Source organism: Pseudomonas sp. BAV 4579 (assembly GCF_009765395.1).
Lineage (GTDB): Bacteria > Pseudomonadota > Gammaproteobacteria > Pseudomonadales > Pseudomonadaceae > Chryseomonas > Chryseomonas aestiva.
Genome location: NZ_WHOV01000195.1, coordinates 1 through 523, shown reverse-complemented (window position 1 = coordinate 523; position 523 = coordinate 1). Strand labels below are relative to the sequence as shown.

General features: G+C 64.8%; 2 protein-coding genes. Both read left to right on the top strand.

Annotated elements, in window-relative coordinates; translation table 11 throughout:
• Positions 1-367, top strand: a 367-nt coding sequence (locus GSQ95_RS24670; RefSeq protein WP_158973972.1) for an efflux RND transporter periplasmic adaptor subunit, incomplete at its 5' end; no start/stop codon positions are given.
• A gap of 12 nt (positions 368-379) precedes the next feature.
• On the top strand, positions 380-523 hold a 144-nt coding region (locus tag GSQ95_RS27345; RefSeq protein ID WP_158973970.1), incomplete at its 3' end, for an efflux RND transporter permease subunit.

Here is a 523-nt window from a genome sequence, read left to right as displayed (position 1 = left end):
CTCGGTGACCATCCGCGCCGAATTCCCCAACCCCGACAAGCTGCTGCTGCCCGGCATGTTCGTGCGTGCCGAGCTGCAGTCCGGCGTGCGCCAGAATGCCCTGCTGGTGCCGCAACAGGGTGTGACCCGCGATCTCAAGGGCCAGCCCACCGCCATGGTGGTCAACGGCGAAGGCAAGGTCGAGCAGCGGATCCTCAAGACCGAGCGCACCGTCGGCGCCGAATGGCTGGTCACCGACGGCCTCAAGGCGGGTGACAAGGTCATCACCGAAGGTCTGCAGAAGATCAAGCCGGGTGCCACCGTCACCACCAAGCCGGCGAGCAACATCGCCTCCGCCGAGCAGAAGCCGGCGGGTCAGGGTCAGTAAGGGGAGCGCCTGATGTCCAAGTTCTTCATCGACCGGCCCATCTTCGCCTGGGTAATCGCCCTGGTGATCATGCTCGCCGGCATTCTGTCGATCCTCACGCTGCCGATCAACCAGTACCCGAACATCGCCGCTCCGGCGGTTTCGATCCAGGTAACC